Here is a 22519-nt window from a genome sequence, read left to right on the forward strand (position 1 = left end):
GGCCGCCTACTCGAAGTGTCGCGGTAGGAATGCCTATTACTAGGCACCCCCCGCACAGATCCCGGCGTGCGCAATTTACGCACCGGGCTCCTGCCTCAGGTGTTTGGCGGTAAACCGTATGACAGGCCAAGGATGAAGGACCCGAGGTGGGGGCAACCAATCGCGAACCAACCGCGCCATCCGACTCCATGTGGTGCTGTCCTTCTGGCTGCGGCGCCGCAGCGCGCGCCACCAGAGCTTTGCAATTAGGAATCGGAATGCACGTATGGCGTGCGTGTTGGTCGGCACAGCATGGTAGTTGAGGAAGCCTTGCACCACCCGCCTTAGCCATTTCCCCTGCTCCGAGATCGACTGGTGCCATCTGCGTCTCAACTCCTCCCTGATTTCCCGTAGCTTGGCCTGCATCCGGTCGCGCCGGGTGTGCCGCCTAAGCATGAACTTGCCATCTTTGGCTCGTCCACTGATGTGGGTGAATCCGAGGAAGTTGAAGGTCTCGGGCTTGCCCAGTCCCCGCTTGGCTCGATTTGCGGCTGCGAAGCGGCCGAACTCGATCAAACGGGTTTTCTCCGGGTGAAGCCTGAGCGCAAATTGCTCCAGCCGTTGCTGCATGGCACGCCTGAAGCGTTTGGCATCATCGGCCTTGTCGAAGCCGACGACGATGTCGTCGGCATATCGAACGATCACGACGTTCCCCTGCGCATGGCGCTTGCGCCATTGGTTCGCCCAGAGGTCGAAGACGTAGTGCAGGTAGATATTGGCCAGCAAGGGCGAGATGACTGCACCCTGCGGCGTACCTTCCTCGGTGGCCGTAACCACCCCATCTTCCATCGCGCCAGCTTTCAGCCATTTGCCGATCAGGCGTAACACGCGCCGGTCGCCGATGCGATGCTCCAGAAACCGCAGTAGCCAGTCATGGCTGACGGTATCGAAGAATCGACTGATGTCGGCGTCCAGTATCCAGTTCACATAAGTTCGCGCTATCCCGGTGGCCAGTGCATCCAGCGCATCGTGTTGACTGCGCCGTGGCCTGAAGCCATACGAGAACCCAAGGAAGTCCGTCTCATAGACCGCGTTGAGCACTTCCACCACTGCACGCTGGACAATCTTGTCTTCCAGCGCTGCAATGCCCAGAGGGCGCAGCTTTCCATCCGCCTTGGGTATGTACTGCCGGCGGCTGGGCTGTGCCCGATAGGCTTGGCGGTGCAAGCGCCCGTGCAGGTCGCTCAGGTTTTCCTCTAGATCCTGCTCGTAGTCGCTCCATGTCACCCCATCGACCCCGGCCGCCGCCTTCCGTTTAAGCCAGAAGAACGACGTCTGTAGCAACTCAAGATCAATCAGGTGGAACAGTGCTGTGAACCGTTCCTTCTTCCTTTGCCTTGCGGCTTCCCGCACACGGACTAATCTCTGGGACACGCTGATCCGGCTCAGCGTCCGGGACGTGTGTAACCAATCCGTGTTCCCCTTGGCCTTCCCCCTTGGCTCCACCGACTCCGCCTCCGGTTGCCCGGACTTGTTCGCCAGCTTCGTCGCTACTATGGGGAAGTCCGACTTCTCTCGTCCGTACATCATCGGCTTCGGCTCCTCGCCTTCCCGATGCGGACCAGGCGGCAACGCTGCCACTGCTGGGCAGACGAGAGATCTCCCGGTTCCCGCACAAGGAGCGTACGTACATGCCAGGGTCTCAGACCGCGCCGAGTCGTCCGGGCGCTCGCGCAAGCGCGCCCGTCCGTGTTGCCTTCCGCAAACAGTAGTGCGTCGGCACCCGGGACTGGATAAATTTTTCGCGGCTCAATGGCTGGCCTATACGCACCCCTGTCAACGCTTCGCTGCGCGCCTCGCGGCGCACAACGCATGACTCGGGGACAGCGTGATTCGCTAAATCTTCTGCTGTCAGGGACTTTCACCCTTTACTCCTTGCCGGTTAGCCGGCGCACACTGTATGTTTATACAGTACCACGGATGCGCGCAAGGGTGAAGCGGTGGGGACGTCGAGCGATGGAAATTGATAATAGTCAGCGGCGCCGTGCTGCATCGGTGGCATGAGAATATGCTGCCATCGCAATGACCTCCCGCCATGATGACGATCGCTCGCCTGCTCTGCTTCCCGCTGATTGCCTTGCTCGCCGTCAATGCAAGCGCCGCCGCTCCCGACGAAGCATCCCTGGGCAGGGCCGAGGGCTATCCACCGGCTCGCAGCCTGAAGCAAGCCTACACGGAGCCCTATCTCGTCGGTTCGTTCAGCGCGATGGACAGCTTCAATCCATCCTGTGCGCTCGCTCCGGCAGACGATCCGCTTGCGCTGAAGAAGGCCGCCACCGAGACGCCGTTCAGTTACCGCTTTCGTGGCAGCAAGCTGACACTGGACGACTACATGCAGCGACAGCGCGCCACCGGGCTTCTGGTCGTGAAGGACGGCGAGATTGTCGCGGAGCGCTACAACTACATGCGCGGCGCCGACATGCGGATGCTCTCCAACTCGATGGCCAAGACGATTACCGCGCTGGCCATCGTCAAGGCGCAGGAAGAGGGCTTCATCCGCTCGCTTGATGACCCTGCCGAGACCTACGCGCCCCAACTCAAGGACACGCTGTACGGACAGACCCGAATCGTGAATCTGATGCGCATGTCCTCGGGCGCCCGGTTTATCGAGGACTACTCGGAGCACGACGACCGGGTCCGGTTCAACGATGCCGTGCGCCGGGTTGGCGTTGCTCAGGCCGCCCGGCTGATCACGGCGCGCAGCGATCCCGAAGGGCAGCGCTTCAACTATGCCGGGGCTCAGACTCAAATCCTGGGGCTGGTGTTGCGCGGCGCCACGCGCCGCACGCTCTGTGATTACGTCGATGAGAAGCTATGGAAGCCGATCGGCGCCCAAGCGCAGGCGACCTGGCTGGTGAATCCGGCCGACCAGGACGTGTTCGCGCAAGGCGCCTTCAATGCCACGCTGCACGACTACGCCCGCCTGGGCCTGATGATGGCAGCCGACGGACTGGTGAGAGGCACCGCCGTGGTATCACGTGACCACCTGCTCGCGATGACGGACGCAACACGGCAACCCGAAGCATTTCGGCCGGGGCAAATGCAGTACCACGGCAGCACCTACTACGGTTATGGCCTGCAGACCTGGATCCTGCCCAGCAGTCACCGCCGCTTTGCCCTTCTGGGTGTCTACGGGCAGGCCATCTTCGTCGATCCCGCATTGAACCTGGTGGTGGTGCATACCGCTGTCGGCAAGGATGCCGCGGGCGACGCGAGCGGCGCCCACCTTGGCGCGGAACGCGACGCGCTGCTGCGTGGCATCGTATCGGCCTATGGCGACTGGTAGAAACGTGGATTGCCCCGGGTGTGCGCCTTGGGTCGATCGTCGTCGCGGACCCGGTCAATTCGGCGGGCGCCCCGGATCGTTGGCGAGGCCGGCCTCAGGAGGCAGACGGCCTGGCGGGCATATCAACCCAATCAACCCAATCGACCCGCTATTGCCAGTTGCCAGTTGCCAGTTGCCAGTTGCCAGTCTCCAGTCTCCAGTCAATGCAGCAGGGCATCCTCAAAAGCCATCTGCTCTGCCGCATCAAACAGCGCCCCAAGGCTCGCCGCCCCCGCTGCCGCCATCCCGTCATCGCTGCCCGCGCGCCGCACGGCGTCCAGGCTGCGCCGCATCCCGGCTACCGCCGCGCCCGGCAGCAACGTGGTCAGGCTAACCCGGCGAACCCCCAGTTCGCGCAGCCGCTCCAGCGCAACATTCGCGGCCGACGGGCTTGGCGCCAGCCCGGTCCCGGCGCTCAGCGTCACCGGGATATCCAGCGCGCGCACCAGCCGGGCGATATCGTCCTCGGTGCGCGGTGCAATGGGCAGCAGCATATCGGCGCCCGCCGCCTGGTACGCCCTTGCCCGGAGGATGACCTGCTCGGTGGTTTCGCAGGCAAATGCGTCCGTGCGGGCAATGATCATGAAGTTGCTGTCGCGCCTGGCGCGCTGCGCGGCGTCGATCTTGGCGAGCATCTCGCCAAGCGGCACCACCTCCTTGGCCGCCGCCGAGCCCCAGCGCCTTGGCACCACCTGGTCCTCGATGTTCAGGCCGGCCGCGCCAGCTTCCTCGAACAGTTCCACGGCGTAATGGACACCGCGCGGGTTGCCATAGCCGGCGTCCGCATCTGCGGTGATGGGAATGGATGAGGCGCGGGTCAGCCGCCGGCAGTGCTCCACGCATTCCGTCAGCGTGAGCAGGCCGATGTCCGGCACGCCCAGCAGGCTGTACGACAGCATGGCGCCGCTGATGCAGGCGCTCTGGTAGCCCGCCTGCTCCACCAGCCGCAGGCTGAAGATATCGTGGACGGCAGGCGCCACGACGAACGATTCCCGTTGCAGCAGGGTGCGCAGGGATGCGGTCTTTTGAACCGGGGCAATGCGTGGCATGGACTTAGGATCGCGAGGATGGTTGGAACGTCATGGGGCTTGTCACTCCTTGGGCATGCCGTCGGCCAGCTTGCGCATCATGGGCTTGCGCGCGGCGATTTCCCGGGCCCACTCGTCTCCCGGCAGGTAGGCCAGCACCGGCGCATCGTTGCCGGCCTTCTTCAGGTACTCCGGATCCTTGAGGGTCGCCCGGATGGCCGCGCGCAGCTTCTCCACGATGGCTGGCGGCACGCCCGCGGGCACCGCGATCCCCCGCTCGGCCGGCATCACATCGTCAAAGCCTTGCTCCCGGGCCGTGGGCACATCGGGCAGCGAAGCGGCGCGCTTCTCCCCCATCTGCGCGATGATCTTCAGCGGCACGGCCTCCTTGCTCGCATCCTGCAGCTCGCCCGTGGTGACCGCCGCAAGATCGATATGCCCGCCAAACAAAGCCGTCTTGGATTGCGCCGTCCCGTTATAGGGGATGTCGGTGACCTTGACGCCCGCCACGTTCTGCAATTGCAGTAGCGCCAGGTGCCCGTTCGTCCCGACCCCGTTGTGACCGAAAGACAGCGACGCCGGCTTCTTCTTCAACGCCGCCACCACGTCCTTCAGGTTGTTGTACGGGCTATCCTTGCGCGTGACCAGGATGGTCGGGTCGCTCAGCACCCGGGCGACCAGCCGCAGCGCGGCCGGATCGAAGCTGGTCTTCCGGTACAGCGGCGAAAACGCCATGGCCGGCAGGTTGACCACGCCAACGGTGTAGCCGTCCGGCGCCGAGCGCATCAGGTTGAGGTTGGCGATCTCGCCAGCGGCGCCGGGCTTGTTCTGCACCACCAGGCTGGCGTTTGCGCCAAGGTAGCGCTGGATGAACGGCGCCATCGTGCGCGCCATGGTATCGGTGCCGCCACCGGCGGCAAACCCGACATAGACCTGGATGGGATGATCGCTGGGCCATTCCGCCCTGGCCGGCGTCGCCGCCACGCCCGTTGCGAACAGAAGCAACGCGCCCAGCGTGTGGATTGCGTGATGCGCCTTGCATGCCTTGAGCCCGTGCCGCATGATCTTTCCCTCTCCCAGCCGATATTGACAATGGCCAGACGATACGTACCTCCCGCGCGGGAAGAAAGCGACAAATCCTCACGTCCCCCGGTGAGATTCTGGAATGACCGCACGCGAGCCGGGCAGCGAACGCATCGCCGGGCCAAGGCATCGCCATGACACTCAAGCAGCTGGAAGCGTTCTACTGGGCCGCAAAACTCGGCAGTTTTTCCGTCGCCGCCGCGCGGCTGCATGTCACGCAGTCATCGCTGTCAAAGCGCATCGCCGAGCTGGAAGACGATCTGGGAAAGGCCTTGTTCGACCGTACCGGGCAACGCTCGGTGATCACCGACGCGGGCGAGCGCCTGCTTGAGCATGCCGCCCAGATCCTCGACATCGAAAGCCGCATCCGCTCGGACCTGGACATGGCAAGCGCGCTGCGCGGGAGCTGCCGCTTCGGCATCAGCGAGCTGGTGGCGTCCACCTGGTTTCCGAGCCTGGTCGCGCGGGTGCGCGAACTGCACCCGAACCTGGTGCTGGAGCCACAGGTGGACCTGACGCGCAACCTGGAACGCAAGCTGGAGCGCGGCGAGCTGGATTTCGCGATCATTCCCGGCCCCTGCGCTTCGCCCAACCTGTCGCAGGAGAAGGTCGGCGAGCTGGCGTACAAATGGATGGCGGCGCCGCAGCGGCTGGCTGGCGGCACGGTCCTCACGCCCCGGCACTTCACCGAGCATCCGGTGATCATGCTTAGCGCGGAAGCGGGCCTGACGCAGGCCTTCGAGAAATGGGCGGCGGCGCAGAAGCTGGAGATTCCCAGGGCGCTGGTTTGCAACAGCCTGTCGGCCCTGATTGCCATGGTGATGGCGGGCGTGGGGATCAGCCTGTTCCCGCAGTCCTACGTGGAGCCGTTTGTGCGTGCCGGCAAGCTGGCGGAGCTGACGAGCACGCCGGCGCCGCACAACCTGTCCTACTATTTCCAGTGGCGCACGGGGGACACGCGTGCCGTGGTCCGGTCGCTGAAGGCAATCACGATGGACGAGGCGGATTTCTCCGTGAGCTCGCCGTTGTGGCCGGAGGCTGGGAAGGCAAGAAGGCAAGGGCCGGGCGCACGGCAAAAATAACGCAATCGCTGGCGACAGAGGCGCGCCAGCCAGGCGCGTGCGCCCCGCCCTCCCCGCCTCAGTCCAGCGGCCGTCCGGGCCGGAACCCGTCCCGCAGTTCCCGCTTGAGCACCTTCCCGATCGCACTGCGCGGCAGCACATCCACCAGTTCCAGCACGGCAAGCCGCTGCGTCTTGCCAACCTGCTCGTTGGTCCAGGCCATCAAGGCATCACCAGACACCGTGGCACCATCGCGCCGAACCACAAAGGCCACCGGCGTTTCGCCCCAGCGCTGCGAGGGCACGCCAACCACCGCGCAATCCAGCACCTCCGGATGCTGCTGCAGGATCCCTTCGAGATCGCTGGGATAGATGTTGAATCCGCCGCTGATGATCATGTCCTTCTTGCGGTCCATCAGCGTGAGGAAGCCGTCTTCGTCGAAGCGGCCAACGTCCCCGGTGCGGATAAAGAGCTTGCCGGTGGCGTCGCGCCATTCGGCCGCGGTCGTCTTCTCCGGCTGCTTGTGGTAGCCGGCCATGATGGCGTTGGAATGGCCGACGACTTCGCCGATCTCGCCCACCGGCACTTCATTGCCGTCGTCGTCGATCAGGCGGATGTCATGGCCCTCCATGGGCTTGCCCACGGTGTGAAGCTTGTTGGGGAACTCGTGCGCGGCCAGCACGCAGCTGCCGCCGCCTTCGGTCATGCCGTAGTACTCCACCAGGCCGCCGGGCCAGCGCTTGAGGATATCGGCCTTGAGCGCGGCGGAAAGCGGCGCGCTGGTGGAGAACTTCATCCGGTACGACGACAGGTCGTAGTCACCGAAGTCCGCGCGCGCCATCAGGCGCTGGTATTGCACCGGCACCAGCATGCTGTGCGTGACGCGGTGCTGCGCGGCCAGTTGCAGATAGCGCTGCGCGTCGAACTTGGGCATCAGCACGGCGGTGCCGCCTAGCGCCAGGGTGGGGATGAAGCTCACCAGCGTGGTGTTGGAGTACAGCGGCGTGGAGATCAGCGTGACGGCGTCGGGGCCGTAGCCGCCGGATTCCTGGACACGGCGGATCTGGTTCCAGCGCAGGGCGTGGGCGTGCACGATGCCCTTGGGCGTGCCGGTCGTGCCCGAGGAGTAGATGATGTTGAACACCTGATGCGGCGCGATGGCATGCGCTTGCGGGCGGCTGCCGTGCGGGGCCAGCCAGGCTTCGAACGCGAGCCCGGCGGGGGCGTCGGCCAGCCCGATAAGGCGGGCCTGGATACGATCCTTCACCGGCTCGATCTCGCGCAGGACGTCCGCGTCGACAAAGAACACCCGGGCGTCGGAGTCTTCGACCATGCCGGCCAGGCTTGCCGGCGTGGAGGACGGGGCGAGCGGCACCAGGGCAACGCCGGCGCGCAGGCCGCCGATCAGGATGGCGGCGTATTCGATGGACGCTGCCGCGCAGATGGCAAGCGAGGCGCCGGGCTCCAGGCCGTCGCGTTGCAAAGCGGTGGCGACGCGGTCGGCCAGTGCGTCGAACTCGGCATAGGTAAGCGAGCCCCGGCTGTCGACGACCGCGACATGCCCGGGCCGCTCTGCGGCGTGCAGGCGGACGCAGTCCGCGAGGTTGCCGATCGGCTGCGTCAGAAATTCTGTGATGCCCATAGGAAGGTCCTGTCTCCATTTGGCGTCGCGATCAACAGGTCCGGGGGACCGCCTTCGCGCGCGAATTTATCGTCTTGAACGTCCAGGGCAGCGGCGTTCATCCCGTGGGCCTGCCGGTATTTCCGCAGGCCGGGGTAGATTTTCGCATGGACACGGCAAGGCTGCCCCACACCGGTGGGACAGCCCGCACTAACAGGTAACCACGAGGTAACTACGAGGTAACTACGCAGGTCATTTCAGCGCGCAACCTGGCTCAAAGCGGCCCGCCATCCCCGATCCAGTAGGGGTTGCGGCCATAGTACTCATGCAGCGTGGTGCCCCATTGAGGATCCGCCATGGCCGGCCAGCTGTCCTTGTCGAAACCCGGGGCATCCTTGATGCGTTGCGCGGTCACGCCGATGCGGAAGCACTTTTCGTCGGTGTCCAGGGTGAGCGCGCCCCAGGGAATGGCGTGCAGCGTGTCGCCCATGCCGAGGAAGCCCCCGCTGGTAAGCACCGCGTACGCAATGCGGCCACCGCGCACGTCGAGCATGATCTCAGAGATCTTGCCGACATGTTCGCCGTCCGAGGAATAGACCTTGTCGCCCTCGAGCGTCGATGCGCCCATGACATCGGGGCCCGGGCCATCGCCCACACCGCGGCCGACAATGGCCGCGCCCCTGCTGCCGGCAGGCATGCCGGGATTGAGTTGTCCCATGTTCGTCTCCTGAAAAAGGGTGGTGCCAGAGAGCGCGCAACGAACATGCCAGGCCGTTGGGGCAGGCGGCGCCGCGGCATGGGCTTCGGGATCACGGGAAGAATTACAAAAGCCGGTAACTTTCTTTCCTTTCCGACCCGTGCCGACCCGCCCTGTTGCCGCAACGAGCGTGCGTTGCCACATGGCACGAAAGCTGCGCCTGGACCCTGCCCCCAAACACTCTTCAGGAGAACCCACATGGAAACCGTTGGCAATGGACAATCGTCGGCGCAGGACGAGGCCTCGCGTATCGCCGGCAAGGTTGGCACGGCTACCTCGAACGTGCTGGATGCCACCAGATCCGCCGGCCGGCAGATCGGCGCTGTCGCGCGGGACGAAGCTTCCGGCCTCAAGCGCGAGCTGGACGACCTGATCGCCCGCCTGCCGTCCCTGTCGGCCACCGCGATGGAAGAGGCCAAACAGGACTTCCTGCACAAGATGGCCACGACCAAGGAGGCGGCCAAAGGCATCTCGGACAACGTGCGCCAGCAGATCACGCAGCGCGCGGAGGACACCGCGGCTTATGTCAAGGCGCAGCCGCTGCGGTCCATGGGCATGGCGGTTGGCGTTGGCATCATCCTGGGCCTGCTGATGTCACGCAGCGCTGGCCGAGATCGAGACTGAAGCGCACCAAGGGCGGACCAAGGCGCGCACCGGCTTCCTGGCGAGGCCGGGCAGCCCTGTGCCGCCGCAGCACCCCTGTTTGTGAGCCAATTTGTAAGCCACTTGCTGACGCCGGATTCCTCGTCCGCCGATGCGCATTTACCGTCTTTCCGACTTCGCCCCGGCCCGCTCCCTCCTAGCATGGAATCAAGGGCCCAGCCCCGAGCGCGGCTAACGGCCAGCGGCCAGCGGCTAACGGCTAACGGCTAACGGAACCGGGAGAACGGAAATGCGATCAGACACCACCAACCTGCATGCGATCGTGGCCAAATGGATTGGCCCTGCCGAAGGCCGGCCGGTGCGCGTTGCGCGCTTCGGCAGGATGTGTACCGGCCGGGTGCCTTATGTCGGCGTGGAACGCGAGGCCGACATGCTGTTTTTCTTCCGCCACGGCGACGGCTCGTGGTGCGTGTTTCCGCCGGCTAGCCAGGGGACGGCGGCGCGCAGCGCCTGACGCCTGACCGCCTCCAGTTACCTCCCTTATGTCATCCACGCGTCATCCACGCGTCATTCACGCAGACGGCTCATAGTCCACCTGGTGGCGTGCAATGCGCAAGTCACCCAGTTCCTCCTTCACCCGCAGGTGCTCCGGGTGGGTAGCGTACCCCTCCAGCGCCGATTGCGATTCGAACTCGGAGTACAGGACCACGTCGCAGGCGTAGTTGACCTTGCTAGAGTCCACGCCGACTTCCAGGTGGCGCATTCCGGGGATCCGGCCGCGAAGCCCTTCGAACGCAAGCTTGAGCCGCGCCACGGCGTCTTGCTTGTCGACTTCGGTTTCTCCGCGCAGGTTCCACATCACGATGTGTTTGACGATGGACACGATTTCTCCCTTTGCCGATCTTGGCGGATCTTGGCTGATTTTCCTGATGTTCCCGATGTTCTTCACGTCAAGCCAACGCGCGGCCAACGTCAGGCCGGCGGGAAACCGACCTTCTGCGGCCACAGGTTGCTAAAGCCATGCACGGTCGACTGCCCATAGACCCCAGCCTGCGTGAAGGGCTCCCCGGCCAGCCACGCCTTGGCCTCGGCAAGCGACGGAAAATCGATCACCAGCAGGCTGCCGGCCATGGTGGTGCCGTCCTCGGCCAGCAGCGGGCCCGCAAAGGCGATGCTGTCGGCCTTGGCGCCGAGATAGACCTTGTGCGCCGGGCGCACGCGGGCGCGCAGTTCGCCCGTGCCGGGCTTGTCGAGAAGATGGAATACGAACAGCATGAGGCCTACCTCCGGGACGGCGCCGGCGCTGCCGGTGCCGGGTTGAGAATGAAATCGAAATCCAGCGTGTAAAACGGCGTGGCCGATGGCGTGCCATCCGGGGCGGTGCCGGCCTCGTGCCGCACCCAGTCCCCGATGAGGGAGCTGCGCACGCCGAAGACCGCGTCGGAATCCAGGTACTCGCCGCCCTCCCGGAACACATGGGTGATGAGCGTCTCAAACCCCGGCGCCGAGATCATGAAGTGCAGGTGCGCCGGACGCCACGGATGGCGGCCCATGGCATCGAGCATGCGGCCCACCGGGCCATCATGCGGAATCGGGTAGCACTCGGCGACGATCGACTTGAAGTGAAAGCCGCCGCGCTCGTCGGCTGTCAGCGTGCCGCGGCCCTGGTGGCCATCGAGCCCCGCCTGCTGCACATCGTAGAAGCCTTCCGAATCCGCCTGCCAGACTTCCAGCCGCGCGTTCGGCACCACCTCGCCCGTCACGCTCTTGACCTTGCCACTGACGTAGCACGGCTCGCCGGTCATGCCGTTGGCTACGTCGGCGCCCAGTTCGTACTCTGGCGCGTCGTCCACGTAGAACGGCCCGAACACCGTGGCCTCGGTGCAGCCGCGCGGCTTCTTGTGGTTCTGCGCGGTGACCAGCGTGGACAGGCCAAGCGTGTCGGACAGCAGGATGAACTCCTGCCGGCTGCCGGTGCAAGTGTGGCCGACTTCGGTCAGGAACTTGATGCCTTCGGCCCATTCCGCCTCGGTGAGATGCACCTCGCGGGCAAAGGCGTGGAGATGCTGGACCAGGCTGGTCATGATCTCCTTCATCCGCCCGTTGGGCATGTCGGCATGCCGCGCCAGCACGGCCTGGGTGATGGTCTCTTCGTCTAGGTTGCGCATGATGCGTGTTCCCTTGTGGTCGTTCTTGCGGACGTTCTTGTGGACGTTCTTGTGGTCGTTATTGTGGTCGTTCTTGCGGACATCAGGATCAGGCCTTGGCGGCATCTTCCCAACGCGGGCAGGCACGCTTGCTCACCGGGATGTCGATCGACTGGTAGTTGGTCTTGTCCACCACCGTGGCCGGCAGCACGATGCTCTGCGTGACCGGCATGCCGCGCAGCTTGCGGATGGCGGCGGTCATGCCCAGGCAACCCTGGGCAAATCCATTGTAGTCACCCGTGGCAAGCATGGTGCCGGCCTTGATCGCGTCGATGGCCTCCTGCGTGCCGTTGATGCCGGACACCAGCGCCTTGCGGTTGGCGCCCTGCAGCGCCTCGATGGCGCCGATGGCCATGGCGTCGTTGGTGGCAAAGATGCCGTCGATCTGCGGGTACGACTGCATCAGGTTCTCCATCACCTGCAGGGCCTGCAGGCGCTGGTAGTTGGCCGGCTGCGAGGCCACCAGCTTGATGCCGGGGAAGGCCTTGAGCGCGTCGTGCATGCCTTTGACGCGGTCGATATTGGTCAGCGAGCCCTTGATGCCTTCCAGCAGCACCACATTGCCCTTGCCGCCCATGGCCTTGAACAGGTGCGTGGCGGTCTTCAGCCCCAGGTCGTAGTCGCTGGCGCCGATGAAGGAGACGAAATTGCCCACGTCGCTCTTGTCGGTCACGTTGACCACCGGGATGTTGGCCGCGTTGATCTTCTTCACGCCAGGGCCCATGGCCTTGTAGTCCACCGGGACGAAGACGATGGCGTCGGCCTTCTTGACGATCACGTCCTCGATCTGGCTCATCTGCTCCGGGATGCTGTCCGGCTTGGTGGGGATGTAGTGGGTGACGCGCGCGTTCATGCTCTTGGCCGCCGCATCCGCGCCCTGGCGCACGACCTGGAAGAATGGGTTGGTCTGGTTCTTGGTGAACACCGCGATGCGCTCGCCGTCCGCGTGGGCCGGCGCGGCCAGGATGCCGAGGGCCAGCAAGCCGGCCAGTTGCTTCAGGTTACGTACGTTCATGTTGTCTCCTTTGTCTTGAATGAAAAGCTTGCGAGCTTGTTTGACGACGTCGAGCTAAGACCTCACGCCCAGCCGCTTGCGCGACAGCGTATCCAGGAATACCGCCAGCACCACGATCACGCCCGTCACCAGCGGTTGCCAGTTGGCGCTGACGGTGAGCAGGTTCATGCCGTTGAGCACCAGCGTGAGGATGATGGCGCCGACCAGCGTGCCGGATACCCGGCCCACGCCGCCGAACAGCGAGGTGCCGCCGATCAGCACCGCGGCGATGGCGGGCAGCGTCAGCGCCTCGCCGATGTCGCCCTCGGCCGAGTTGAGCCGCGCCAGGAACACCAGGCTGGCGATGCCGGCCATGGCGCCGCTCACCAGGTACACCAGCACCAGCCGCCGCTTGACCGGCACGCCGGAGAGCCGGGCCGCGACGGGATTGGCGCCGAGGGCGTAGATCTCCTGGCCATAGGTGGTCTTCTGCGACATGGCGGTGCCCGCCACCAGGAACGCCAGCATCAGGTACACCGGAATGGGCACGCCCCACAGGTAGCCGCTGCCGATCGCCCGGAACGCCGGCGGGAAGCCGTGGATGGTCTCGCCCGCCATGAACCAGTAGGTGACGCCGTGCAGCACCCACAACATGCCGTAGGTGGCAATGAATGGCGGGATGCGCAGCATGGCCACCAGCAGGCCGTTGGCCAGCCCGATCAGCGCGCCGGTGCCCAGCCCTGCAACCACGCCGAGCAGGGTGGAGCCGGTGGCCTTCATCACGGTGGCCGCCACGCAGGCCGACATGGCCACGTTGGCGCCCACCGACAAGTCCAGCCCGCCGGTCAGGATCACCAGCGTCACGCCAGACGCCAGCAGGAACAGCAGGCTGGCCTGGCGCAGCACGTTAAGGATGTTGCCCAGCGTCAGGAACGCGTCGGACGCCACCGCCAGCAGCAGGCACAGCAGGCCCAGCGCAAACAGCCGGTAGGCAAACGAGCGGGCATCCGCCGAAAGTGGCGGGAACAGAGTCGCCGTGTTCATGCTTTCCCCTTGAACGATTCGATCAGCAGCACCACCAGCACCAGCAGCCCGATGGCCGCCACCTGCACCGACGACTGCACGCCCACCAGGTTGAGCCCGTTGCGCAGCACCCCCACCGCCAGCACCCCTAGCACAGTGCCGGGCAGCCAGCCGTTGCCGCGGTCGAAGGTGGTGCCGCCCACCGCCACCGCGGCGATGGCATCGAACTCCAGCCCGATGGCCGCCGTGGGGTGCCCGGCATTCATGCGCGCCGTGAGCAGCAGCGCGGCCACGCCGGCCATCAGCCCGCCCAGCGCATAAACAGCGATCAGATAGACATTGATGCGCACGCCGGAGAACTTGAGCGCCTCGCGGTTGCCGCCCAGCGCGAACACATAGGCGCCAAAGCGGGTGTGGTAGAGCAGCCAGTGGAACAGCCCGTAGAACCCCACCGCGATCCAGATCGGGAGCGGCACGCCCAGCAGTTGCCCGGCGTAGATCAGCGGAATCGTGTCGCCGATACCGGTCACGCTCTGGCCATCGGTGGCCACCAGCGCCAGCCCCTGCGCGACGCCCAGCGTGCCGAGCGTGGCCACGAACGGCGGGATCTCCAGCCACGACACCAGCGCACCATTGAGCAGGCCGAACGCCAGCCCGGTAAGCAGCGCCGCGCCCAAGGCCAGGGGCAGCGATTGCGTGGCCACCATCACCATCGCCAGCACCACGCCGCACAGCGTCAGCACGGCCCCCATGGACAGGTCAAGCCCTTCGGTCATGATGATCAGCGTCATCGGCAAGGCGATCAGCAGCAAGATCGTGGATTGCGCGCCGATGTTCAGCAGGTTCTCCACGCTCAGGAAGCCCGAGCCCGTCGCGCTGAAGCCCAGCGAAAGCAGCAGCAGCACCCAGACCGATCCGGGCACCTTGCCGGTGGACAGGCCGAGCGGCCGCGGTAGTGCGTTGGTATCAAGCATCGTTCATCCCCAGTTGCAGAATGCGTTCTTCGGTCATCTCGCCATGGGCGACTTCGCCGGCGATGCGCCCGCCGCGCATGACATAGGTGCGGTCGCAGACATTGATGATCTCCGGCAGTTCGGAGCTGATCAGCAGCACACCGGCGCCCTGCTTCACCAGGCTGTCGATCAGCGCAAAGATCTCGGCCTTGGCGCCGACGTCGATGCCGCGCGTGGGCTCGTCGAAGATAAACAGCTTCGCTTCGGCGACCAGCCATTTGCCGATCACGATCTTTTGCTGGTTGCCGCCGGAGAGGAACTGCGCCAGCTGGTTGCCGTCGGGCGTGGCTATGCGCAGCCGCGCGATCTCGCGCTCGGCCAGCGCCTCGGCCTTGTCTGCGCGATACCAGCGCGCGGGAAAGGCGCGCCGCAAGCCGGCCAGCAGCAGGTTGTCGCGCACCGTGCGGATCAGCGCCAGCCCCTCCGACTTACGGCTTTCCGGAATCAGCGCGGCACCCAGCTCACGGGCGCGGTCCGGGCCGCCGGCCAGACGCTTGCCAAAGATGTGGATTTCGCCCTGCTGGATCGGGTCCGCGCCAAACACGGCGCGCGCCACCTCGCTGCGGCCCGAGCCCACCAGCCCGGCCAGGCCCACGATCTCGCCGGCGCGCACCTGCAGGTTGATATCCGCGATGCCGGTGTCCGCGCTGACGTTGCGCACGTCCAGCGCCACTTCGCCCAGTTGCGCGCTGCGCTCGCGGCTGTAGCTCATGTCGACCTTGCGCCCGACCATGCGCGCCACCAGTTCGTCCGGGGTGGCGTCGCCGGGCAGGCAGGCGCCTACCTTGCGGCCGTCGCGCAAGATGGTGATGCGGTCGCCCAGCGCAAAGACCTCCGCCATGCGGTGCGAGATATAGATCATCGACACCCCATCGGCCTTGAGCCGCGCGATCACGGCGAACAGCTTCTCGGTCTCGCGCTCGGATAGCGCCGCGGTGGGCTCATCCAGCACCAGGATGCGCGCGTTCTGCGACAGCGCCTTGGCGATCTCCACCATCTGCTGCTGGGCCACGCCCAGCGCATGCACCGGCGTGCGCGTGCTCACCTCCATGCCCAGGATATCCAGGATGCGGCGCGCTTCGGCGTGCATCCTGGCGGCATCGACGGAGCCGGGAATGCGCCCGCGCGGCTCGCGGCCCAGGAAGATGTTCTGCGCGATGTCCAGGTAAGGCACCAGCGAGAACTCCTGGAAGATCACCGCGATACCAAGGCGCATCGTGTCGGCCGGGCTGGCGATCGCCACCGGGCTGCCGTCGTGATAGAACTCGCCGGCATCGGCCACGTAGACGCCGCACAGCACCTTCATCAGCGACGACTTGCCGGCGCCGTTCTCGCCCAGCAGCATATGCACCTCGCCGGGGTAGATGGCGAACGACACATCGTCCAGCGCCTTCACGCCGGGGAAGTGCTTGCAGATGCCGCGCATCTCGAACAGCGGCGTGATTTCGGTGATTGCGTTCATGATGCGAGCCTGAAGATCTTGCCGGCGCCGATGCCGATGCCGATGCCGTGCGGGGCGGGTTGTCGATGCATGTGGTCTCCTTCTTATCGTTGGTATCGTTGGTATCGTTGGTGGCTTCCTGGCGCTGGTGGCACGTTGATGACGGCAAAGGCAACTGCATTTTCACCGCCCCTGCGGGGCGGCGACCTACTTTCTTGTCTTGCCAAGAAAGTAGGCAAAGAAGGCGCGCCGGATGGGGCGACACCCCAGGGCGCCCCATACGGCCTGGGTGAACCTCCACGGCTCGCTTCGCATCGCCGTGGGTGTTTCCCGCCCCTTCGGGCGGGAAACACGGCTACCACAGTGGTTGATCTTGCCGCTGGTTGGCTCCCCTCTCCCACTTGTGGGCGCCGGGGGAGAGGGCGGGCGGTCACTCGAAGTGACCGTGTTTGCCGCTGCCACCGCCCTTCCTTTTGCCTGCGCGACATCGCTTGCGCTCACTGCCCCGCCGCCAGGCGTTCGCCCGACGCGCGCAGCGCTTCAAGCTTGCCCGGCAGCCCGTCCACCAGCAGCCGGCCGTGGCGCTTGCGCGCCTTGCCTGCCACGAACACGCTGTCGATATTGGCCAGGCTGGCCTGCATCACGATGGCGCTCACCGGGTCGTGCAGCGGCATCATGTTGAGCTTGCGGGCGTCGATCATCACCAGGTCGGCCTGCTTGCCCACGGCCAGCGAGCCGATGCGGTCTTGCATGCCGAGCATCCGCGCGCCGGCCAGCGTGATCCAGTCCAGCGCATCGCGGCAGCTCACCGCGTGCGCGGGAGCGATCTCGCCGTGCTGCTGGCGGTACCCGGCATGGTCCAGCGCGCGCTGGATGCCCAGCGCCATGCGCGCGGCGATGAACATCTCGCCGGACAAACCCGATTCCAGGTCCACGCCGAGCGACGGCGCGGCGCCCAGGCGCGTCAGCCGGCCCGTGATGGGGAAGCCATGGCCCTGCGTCAGTTCGTTCTCCGGCGTGACGGAGAAGCTCATGCCCAGCCCGACGAAGCGCGCCAGCTGCGCGTCGGTGAGGTTGTTGCCGTGCACGATGTTGATATGGGGGCCAAGCAGCCCGGCCTGCTCCAGCCGCTCCCACCCCTGCGGCGTGCGGGCGCTGCCGCCGCCCTGGTGCATGCTGGCCAGCAGGCCAAATTCCCGTGCCAGCGCAAAATCGTGCAGCGCCACTTCCAGCGTCGAGTAATGCGGGCCGAGGATGGCCAGGCCGAGGCTGAGCAGGGATGAGCCTTGCAGCCGCCTGGACAGGCGTTCCACCTCGCCGCGCGGGTGCGGCATTTCCCAGAACGGCAGCGCGCCGGGCTTGGGGTCTGGCTTGGGTGAGCCGTGCAGGAACGCGGCGCGGATGCCGGCATGCTCCAGCGCGTCCAGCGCGGCATCGCTGTGCGCCGGCGTGGGATTGTTGTGGCACCAGTCCACCAGCGTGGTGGTACCGCAATCGAGCTGGTTCCAGGCGCCGACGAGCGTGGCGATGCCGATGTCATCGGGCGTGAAGCGCGTGGCCAGCCCGGCATGCATCTGCCGGAAATACTCGGTCAGCGTCCAGCCCGAGGCAACGCCGCGCAGCGCGGTCTGCCAGGTGTGCATATGCGCGTTGACAAAGCCTGGGGCGACGATGAAGCCGCGCGCGTCGATCAGCTCGGCGCCGTGCGCTTCGAGATGCGGTGCGATGGCGGCGATGCGCTCGCCGTCGATCAGCAGATCGCCGGTGAACTCGCCGAGGGCGGGTTCCATGGTGACCAGAGTGGCCCCGCGTACCAGGATCATGGGTGTGTCTCCGTTGCCTGGCGGCGCTGCCTGTGGCCGGCGCGCCGCTCTGGGTTTTGCAGGCATCCTGTCCTGCCTGACAGGCGCTGGAACAAACTCTATACTGCCGGCAAATGGAAAAAAACGACGGATAAGGAAATCTTCTTTCCGCCAGGCGAGAGAATCAAAACGGCTCGCGCGGCGGACCAAGGGACACACGGGGAGACAAGGCATGGACCGTTGGACCGAATTCGAACTCTTCGTCCAGATCGCGGAGCTGGGCAGCATCAGCAAGGCCGCCGAGCGCCTGGACATTTCCAACGCGGCGGCAAGCCGCTACCTCACCTCGCTGGAGCAGCGGCTATCGGCGCGGCTGATCGAGCGCAACACGCGCCGTCTTTACCTGACCGATGTGGGGCACGAGTTTTTCCGGCGCTGCAAGGGCGTGCTGACGGAAATGAAGGAGGCGGAAGCCGCGGTCAACGCCAATGTGCTGGAGCCGGGCGGCACGCTGACGGTCACCGCATCGCTGTCGTTTTCCATGAAGCACCTCGCGCCGCTGCTGCCGGATTTCACCAGCCTCTATCCCAAGGTGGACGTGAACATCCTTGCGGCCAACCGCTACTACGACATCATGGACAGTGGCATCGACCTGGCCATCCGCACGCGGGAGTTCGAGCCGGACTCCGGCCTGACCGTGCGCCGGCTGGCCGAGACGCGCCGCATCCTGGCCGCCTCGCCACGCTACCTGGACCGCATGGGCACGCCGCGCAACGTCGACGACCTGCTGCGCCACCACATGCTGATCTACTCGTACGCCAACCGGCCGCACGAGCTGGCCTTTACCCGCAATGCAGAGGAGAAAACGATCACGGTGCGCAGCAAGCTGGAGTCCAACGACGGCCAGGTGATCCGCGCGGCCGCGCTGGAAGGCCTGGGCATCCTGGTGCAGCCCAAGTACATCGTCTACGACGATATCGTGGCGGGCCGGCTGATCCCGGTGCTGGACGACTGGGACCTGCCCCGGCTCACCATCAACATCGCCTTCCAGAGCCGGCGCTACCTGGCCGCCAAGGTGCGCCTGTTCATCGACTACCTGGTGGCGCACTTCGAGCGCATGGACTACGAGCGCAAGTGGACGTCGTGACGGTGCGCTTAAGCGCCCTGCCTAGCCATTGACGCTGGGCAGCCCGGCGGCGAGCCGCGTGGACTTGATCACCGCGGCGTAATCGTCGCCGGCCATGCCCTGCGCGGCGGCGCCCTGCAGCATCTGGCCCAGCAGCGCGGTGAGCGACAGCGGCACGCGCAGGTCGGCGCCCGCATCCAGGATCAGTCCCACGTCCTTGAGCATCTGGTCCACGGTGAAGGTGGGCGTGTAGTCGTTCTCGACCAGCTGCGCCGACTTGGCCTTGACGATGGGCGCGGCCACCGCGCTGGCGGTGATGACAGACCACATGTCCTGCCACTTGAGGCCACCCTTGGCGCCGAGTGCCAGCGCTTCGGCCAGCATGCCGGAGGTCAGGCCGATCATCAGGTTCACCACCAGCTTCATCAGGCGCGCTTGCTCGGCTTCGCCCAGGTAGAACTGGGCCGGCCCGAGCGCGGCCAGCAGCGGCTTTGCCGCCGCATAGGCGGCCGCCGGGCCGGATACCAGCGAGGTCAGCTGCGCCGCCTCGGCCATCTTGTTGTTGCCGGATACCGTCACGCGCAGGTACGGGATGTTGCGCTGCGCCAGCACGGCGGCCACGCGAGCGGACGCTTGCGGCGACACCGTGCTGGTATCGATATACAGCGTGCCCGGCGCGGCCAGCTCAGCCACTTGCGCGCCCACGGCCTCGAAGGCCGCATCGTGCGGCAGCGAGCTGAACACAACGTTCTTGCCGGCGGTTGCCTGCGCGAGCGAGCCGGCCGTCTTCAACCCGGCCTGGCGCGCGGCTTCCAGCACGGCGGGTGACAGGTCGAAGCCTTCGACCGCGTGCCCGGCCGCGGCCAGGTGACGCCCCATGGGCAAGCCCATCTTGCCAATTCCGATAAAGCCGATCTGCATTGTTTGTCTCCGGTGCGCTATGCGCTATGCGTTGTGCGTCGTGTGTGGTGTGTTTGCTGGCCCGCTCAGTCCGGGCGCACGCCTTCAAAGGCGGCCTGCAGCAATTCGCGAATCGGCGCGCGCTCGATCGGGCGCGGATTCCAGTACGGGTTGGCCAAGGCGATATCCGCGGCGCGGTCCAGGTCCTCGGCCTTCATGCCGATATCGCGCAGCGCCGTGGCCGCGCCATGGCGGGCGGCCAGGTCGTAAAGCGCGGCGGCGGCGGAGATGCCCTCCCCGCCCATGGCCCGGCGGATCCGCGCCATGGCATCGGGCGCGGCCAAGGCGTTATAGGCCATGGCGTGCGGCAGCACCGCCGTGTGCGTCTCGGCATGGGGCAGGTTGAAACTGCCGCCCAGCGTATGGCACAGCTTGTGGTGCAGCGCCATGCCGACGCTGCCCAGCACCGTGCCGCACAGCCATGCACCGTAGAGGCAATCGGCGCGGGCATCCAGGTCGGTGGGCGCAGCGAACACGCGGGGAATGCCGCGGGCCAGCGCCCGGATGCCCTCCTCGGCCATCAGCGACGTCACCGGGTTGGCATCCTCGGCGTACAGCCCCTCGGCGGCGTGGGCGATGGCGTTCAGGCCGCTGGTCACGCTCAAGGCCACCGGCAGGCCCACGGTCAGCACGGGATCGTAGATCACGGTGCGCGGCAGCACGCGCGGGTCGCGGCCGGTTTTCTTCAGGCCGGCGTCGGTGAGGCCATAGATCGGCGTCATCTCGGACCCGGCGTAGGTGGTGGGAATCGCCAGGATCGGCAGGCCGGAGGTCAGCGCGATGGCTTTGCCCAGCCCGGTGGTCGACCCGCCGCCAAGGGCGATCATGCAATCCGCGCCCACTTCCTGCGCGTGCGCAATCGCCGCGCGGGCGGATTCCACCGGCACGTGCATCACGGCGCCAGGATAGATGCCGGCGGACAACGGCCCGAGCGCGTCGGACAGCCGCGTTGCGTCTTCGGCCTGGTTGGGCGTGCACAGCACCAGCGCCCGCCTGGCGCCCAGCCGCTCCAGTTCCGGCCCCACCTGGCTCAGGGTGCCCGCGCCAAACAGCACGCGCGTGGGCTGGGCCACGTATAAAAATGACGTTGGCATGGCTTTGTCTTCCTCCGCAAGGATCAGGTTCTATGCCCGCTTGTCGTGTGTCTTGCCCGGCGCTTGTGGCCTTGCGCAGCCATGAACCACAGCCAGCGGACGCGCCAATGGACGTTAGCCTTCCGCCGGGCGGAAAGAAATGCCGGGATGGGAAAACACTCTTGACGCAGGCGGAAGAATTCACGCCTTTTACTAACGGATGTCGCGCGGCGCCGGATTCGGTGCTAGCTTCCGGGCTGGACTAGCGCACTTTTCGATTCTGTCCTGCCAGCGCGGTCCCTTCTGCCATTCCACCCTTGCGCAAAGCGAATACCGTGAAACTTCGAACCGCCACGCTCGCCGTCTCCGCCATACTCGCCGTGGTGCTCGTGGCCCTTGCCGCGGCGCTGGCCGCCGGCGGCCCGACCCGGCCAAAGCCGATGCTGAGCATCAGCGATCCGTTCAAGGACGTGGATTTCTCCGCGCTGCCGGCCCCCGCCCATTACGCGGCACGCGACGGCGCGCAACTCACCTACCGCCGCTATCCCCCCGCCAGCGGTCTGCCCAGCCGGGGCAGCGTGGTCTTGGTGCACGGCTCCTCGGCCAACAGCCAGAGCATGCATCCGCTTGCACAAAACTTCGCGCAGGCCGGCTTCACGGCCTATGCCCTGGATATGCGCGGCCACGGGGCCTCCGGCCCGCGTGGCGATATTGCCTACATCGGGCAGCTCGATGACGACCTGGAAGACTTTGTGAGCACCGTCCAGCCCGCCGGCCCGAAGACGCTGGTGGGATTTTCATCGGGCGGCGGCTTTGCGCTGCGCGTGGCCGGCGGCGCGCGCCAGGCCCTGTTTGACAACTACCTGTTCATGGCGCCCTATACGAACCGCCGCGCGCCCACGTTCCGCCCCGACGCCGGCGGCTGGGTCTCGGTCGGCGTGCCGCGCGTGATCGCGCTCACGCTGCTGAACCGGATCGGCATCACCGCCTTCAACCACTTGCCCGTACTGGCCTTTGCCATCAACGACGCACCGCGCGCCGAACTGACGCCGACCTATTCCTATGCGCTGGCGACGAATTTCCAGCCCGATGAGGACTACCAGCGCGATATTCGCGAGATCCACAAGCCGGCAGCGGTATTGGCCGGGCAGGACGATGAAGTGTTTGTCGCCGCCAGGTTTGCACAAGTGTTCGCCGACGCGGGCCGCCCGGATATTCCGGTAACGCTGGTGCCCGGCACCGGCCACATCATGCTCACGGTGTCACCGGCCGCCCGCGCGGCAGCGGTGCAGGCCGTGGAGCGGCTGGATGGCTTGGCCGGGAAATGACTGGCATGGCAGCGCCGGGCTGCGATGGATGCCAT

21 protein-coding genes are annotated in these 22519 nt (G+C 66.1%); 6 read left to right on the forward strand and 15 right to left on the reverse strand.

Annotation, left to right across the window (positions count from 1 at the left end; translation table 11 throughout):
- Positions 1-75: 75 nt before the first annotated feature.
- The gene (gene ltrA, locus A9975_RS27765; RefSeq protein WP_370564241.1) at positions 76-1566 is read right to left on the reverse strand and encodes a group II intron reverse transcriptase/maturase; all 1491 of its coding nucleotides are present in this window, start codon (positions 1564-1566) and stop codon (positions 76-78) included.
- Positions 1567-2074: 508 nt separating this feature from the next.
- Between ltrA and A9975_RS27770 the strand changes: the two genes are divergently transcribed.
- Positions 2075-3325 (forward strand): serine hydrolase, encoded by a 1251-nt coding sequence (locus A9975_RS27770; RefSeq protein ID WP_255503454.1) that lies wholly within the window; start codon positions 2075-2077, stop codon positions 3323-3325.
- A gap of 200 nt (positions 3326-3525) precedes the next feature.
- Here the strand turns inward: A9975_RS27770 and A9975_RS27775 are convergent, their stop codons facing one another.
- Positions 3526-4413, reverse strand: coding sequence for an oxaloacetate decarboxylase (locus tag A9975_RS27775; protein ID WP_183035278.1), 888 nt, complete (start codon positions 4411-4413; stop codon positions 3526-3528).
- Positions 4414-4455: 42 nt separating this feature from the next.
- Positions 4456-5454 carry a tripartite tricarboxylate transporter substrate binding protein gene (locus A9975_RS27780; RefSeq protein WP_183035279.1) on the reverse strand — a complete coding sequence of 333 codons (999 nt, stop codon included), beginning with the start codon at positions 5452-5454 and terminating at the stop codon, positions 4456-4458.
- A 155-nt stretch (positions 5455-5609) separates the two neighbouring features.
- Between A9975_RS27780 and A9975_RS27785 the strand changes: the two genes are divergently transcribed.
- Positions 5610-6557, forward strand: a complete 948-nt coding sequence (locus tag A9975_RS27785) for a LysR family transcriptional regulator (protein ID WP_183035280.1) — start codon at positions 5610-5612, stop codon at positions 6555-6557.
- Between the two features lie 58 nt (positions 6558-6615).
- Here A9975_RS27785 and A9975_RS27790 read toward each other — a convergent pair whose 3' ends face one another.
- Together A9975_RS27790 and A9975_RS27795 are read right to left on the reverse strand one after the other, a co-directional pair.
- Positions 6616-8178, reverse strand: coding sequence for a class I adenylate-forming enzyme family protein (locus A9975_RS27790; protein WP_183035281.1), 1563 nt, complete (start codon positions 8176-8178; stop codon positions 6616-6618).
- Positions 8179-8431: 253 nt separating this feature from the next.
- Complete coding sequence (locus A9975_RS27795) at positions 8432-8875, reverse strand: PRC-barrel domain-containing protein (RefSeq protein WP_183035282.1); 444 nt, start codon at positions 8873-8875, stop codon at positions 8432-8434.
- 237 nt (positions 8876-9112) lie between these two features.
- Here A9975_RS27795 and A9975_RS27800 point away from each other — a divergent pair, with 237 nt between their 5' ends.
- Together A9975_RS27800 and A9975_RS27805 are read left to right on the forward strand one after the other, a co-directional pair.
- Positions 9113-9538: a YqjD family protein gene (locus A9975_RS27800; RefSeq protein WP_183035283.1), complete on the forward strand. Its 426-nt coding sequence runs from the start codon at positions 9113-9115 to the stop codon at positions 9536-9538.
- Between the two features lie 268 nt (positions 9539-9806).
- Complete coding sequence (locus tag A9975_RS27805) at positions 9807-10031, forward strand: hypothetical protein (protein ID WP_183035284.1); 225 nt, start codon at positions 9807-9809, stop codon at positions 10029-10031.
- 57 nt (positions 10032-10088) lie between these two features.
- On the opposite strand, the gene A9975_RS27810 is transcribed toward A9975_RS27805, so the two are convergent.
- From A9975_RS27810 to A9975_RS27845, 8 genes are all read right to left on the reverse strand, one after another.
- Positions 10089-10400: a Dabb family protein gene (locus A9975_RS27810; protein ID WP_370565527.1), complete on the reverse strand. Its 312-nt coding sequence runs from the start codon at positions 10398-10400 to the stop codon at positions 10089-10091.
- An 89-nt stretch (positions 10401-10489) separates the two neighbouring features.
- Positions 10490-10792, reverse strand: a complete 303-nt coding sequence (locus A9975_RS27815; protein WP_150989025.1) for a YciI family protein — start codon at positions 10790-10792, stop codon at positions 10490-10492.
- Between the two features lie 5 nt (positions 10793-10797).
- Positions 10798-11685: an intradiol ring-cleavage dioxygenase gene (locus tag A9975_RS27820; RefSeq protein ID WP_183035285.1), complete on the reverse strand. Its 888-nt coding sequence runs from the start codon at positions 11683-11685 to the stop codon at positions 10798-10800.
- Positions 11686-11773: 88 nt separating this feature from the next.
- Positions 11774-12739, reverse strand: a complete 966-nt coding sequence (locus tag A9975_RS27825; RefSeq protein ID WP_183035286.1) for a sugar ABC transporter substrate-binding protein — start codon at positions 12737-12739, stop codon at positions 11774-11776.
- Positions 12740-12793: 54 nt separating this feature from the next.
- Positions 12794-13762 (reverse strand): ABC transporter permease, encoded by a 969-nt coding sequence (locus tag A9975_RS27830; RefSeq protein WP_183035287.1) that lies wholly within the window; start codon positions 13760-13762, stop codon positions 12794-12796.
- Positions 13759-14715, reverse strand: a complete 957-nt coding sequence (locus tag A9975_RS27835) for an ABC transporter permease (RefSeq protein ID WP_183035288.1) — start codon at positions 14713-14715, stop codon at positions 13759-13761. Before A9975_RS27835 ends, A9975_RS27830 begins: the two co-directional genes overlap by 4 nt.
- A complete protein-coding gene (locus A9975_RS27840; RefSeq protein ID WP_183035289.1) occupies positions 14708-16216 on the reverse strand; it encodes a sugar ABC transporter ATP-binding protein in 1509 nt (502 codons plus the stop codon). The genes A9975_RS27835 and A9975_RS27840 overlap by 8 nt, the downstream gene beginning before the upstream one ends.
- 476 nt (positions 16217-16692) lie before the next feature.
- On the reverse strand, positions 16693-18018 hold the full coding sequence (locus A9975_RS27845; protein ID WP_183035290.1) for an amidohydrolase family protein: 1326 nt from the start codon (positions 18016-18018) through the stop codon (positions 16693-16695).
- A 211-nt stretch (positions 18019-18229) separates the two neighbouring features.
- Between A9975_RS27845 and A9975_RS27850 the strand changes: the two genes are divergently transcribed.
- The gene (locus A9975_RS27850) at positions 18230-19144 is read left to right on the forward strand and encodes a LysR family transcriptional regulator (RefSeq protein ID WP_183035291.1); all 915 of its coding nucleotides are present in this window, start codon (positions 18230-18232) and stop codon (positions 19142-19144) included.
- Between the two features lie 21 nt (positions 19145-19165).
- Here the strand turns inward: A9975_RS27850 and A9975_RS27855 are convergent, their stop codons facing one another.
- Complete coding sequence (locus A9975_RS27855) at positions 19166-20044, reverse strand: NAD(P)-dependent oxidoreductase (protein ID WP_183035292.1); 879 nt, start codon at positions 20042-20044, stop codon at positions 19166-19168.
- Positions 20045-20109: 65 nt separating this feature from the next.
- A complete protein-coding gene (locus A9975_RS27860; RefSeq protein ID WP_183035293.1) occupies positions 20110-21177 on the reverse strand; it encodes a maleylacetate reductase in 1068 nt (355 codons plus the stop codon).
- A gap of 314 nt (positions 21178-21491) precedes the next feature.
- Between A9975_RS27860 and A9975_RS27865 the strand changes: the two genes are divergently transcribed.
- The gene (locus A9975_RS27865) at positions 21492-22484 is read left to right on the forward strand and encodes an alpha/beta hydrolase (protein WP_183035294.1); all 993 of its coding nucleotides are present in this window, start codon (positions 21492-21494) and stop codon (positions 22482-22484) included.
- The last annotated feature ends 35 nt before the right edge of the window (positions 22485-22519 follow it).

The sequence above is a fragment of the Cupriavidus sp. UME77 genome (genome assembly GCF_014170355.1).
In the GTDB taxonomy this organism is placed as follows: domain Bacteria; phylum Pseudomonadota; class Gammaproteobacteria; order Burkholderiales; family Burkholderiaceae; genus Cupriavidus; species Cupriavidus basilensis.